Origin of the sequence: Tritonibacter sp. SIMBA_163 (assembly GCF_046535935.1) — a bacterium.
GTDB lineage: Bacteria > Pseudomonadota > Alphaproteobacteria > Rhodobacterales > Rhodobacteraceae > Epibacterium > Epibacterium scottomollicae.
This window is the reverse complement of record NZ_JAWJBP010000071.1, coordinates 1-1,090: the sequence shown is the minus strand read 5'-3', so window position 1 is coordinate 1,090 and position 1,090 is coordinate 1. Positions and strand designations below refer to the sequence as shown.

Below are 1,090 nucleotides of genomic sequence, written 5' to 3'. Positions count from 1 at the left end.
GCTCGGTGGTCGGGCGTCTGATGCGGCAGTTTTCGGGCATGTACGGCGACATCCCGGCGCTCAAGAGCATCGGCGATGCGCAGAAGCTCCTGAGCGACCACGAGTATTGGGGGCCGAGAATCCTCATGTCGCTCGGCTCGGCGTGGATGCCCAACATCGTCCGCAACACCGCCCGCACGCAGGACGAGCTGAGGCGGGACTCCCGCTGGCTGGCCGGCGAGCCGGCACCGACCACGGAGGAGCGGTTGTGGCGGGAGATGATGCCGGTCGGCGATCACCTCGGGCCGCCCCGCGTGACCGTGTTTGGCACGCCGCTGGAGAAAGACGATTACGACAAGCAGAGCGGCTGGGCCACCACCACGGGCCTCCGGATGCTGTCCCCGGTCGCCCGGCAGTGGACGCCGACGGGCATGGAGGGCCGCCTGCTCAAGATGGTGATGACGTGGAACGAGGACAAGTGGGAGAACCCCGAGCAGGTCAAGTGGTTCGTCGAGCCCCGCCCGCAATTCCAGATCGACGAGGGTTCGCTCCAGAACAAGCGGGTCGAGCCGAACGAGGAGGAGTGGCTGCTCTACCAGCGGCTCTCCGGCCGCATCGCGTTGCAGCAGGCGAGTCGCTACCATGCGCTCCGCGGGTGGAACTTCGCCGCTCCCGAACAGCGGGACATGGAAGTGCTGACAGCCATCATGGAGGATAGCAGGTCGTCCGCACGCGAGGCGATCAAGGCCGCCATCATCTTCCGCATGTCGGAGCAACCTGCACGTAGAGAACAGGTTATGGCAAAGGTTCGTGAGACGCTTCGGGATTTAGACCCAAAGCCCTAAGATGAATCATGAACGCCACAACCTACGCAAAGGAAGCCGCCATACAGGTGCTCGGGAAAACCCCACTCGTGTCGAACGGCAGGCAGGACGTTAGCCCCCCAAGACGCAGACCGGGTGATCAATTGGATGCCAGCACACGCAGCGCAATCAGGGCTGAGGTGCAGCACAGCGAAACCGCCATCGTGCTGAAGCGATGGATGATCGGGGTGCTCATCGCCATCATGGGGCAGGCCGCGATCAGCATTTGGTGGGCGGGCCGCATCGAC

At 64.2% G+C, this 1,090-nt stretch carries 2 protein-coding genes; both read left to right on the top strand.

Translation table 11 applies throughout. From position 1 onward, the window contains the following. Nucleotides 1–824 (top strand): hypothetical protein (locus R0J92_RS21425; protein ID WP_411053122.1); only part of this gene is annotated, 824 nt, incomplete at its 5' end. Between the two features lie 8 nt (nt 825–832). Beyond that, nucleotides 833–1,090: hypothetical protein (locus R0J92_RS21420; RefSeq protein ID WP_411053121.1), on the top strand; the 258-nt coding region annotated here is incomplete at its 3' end.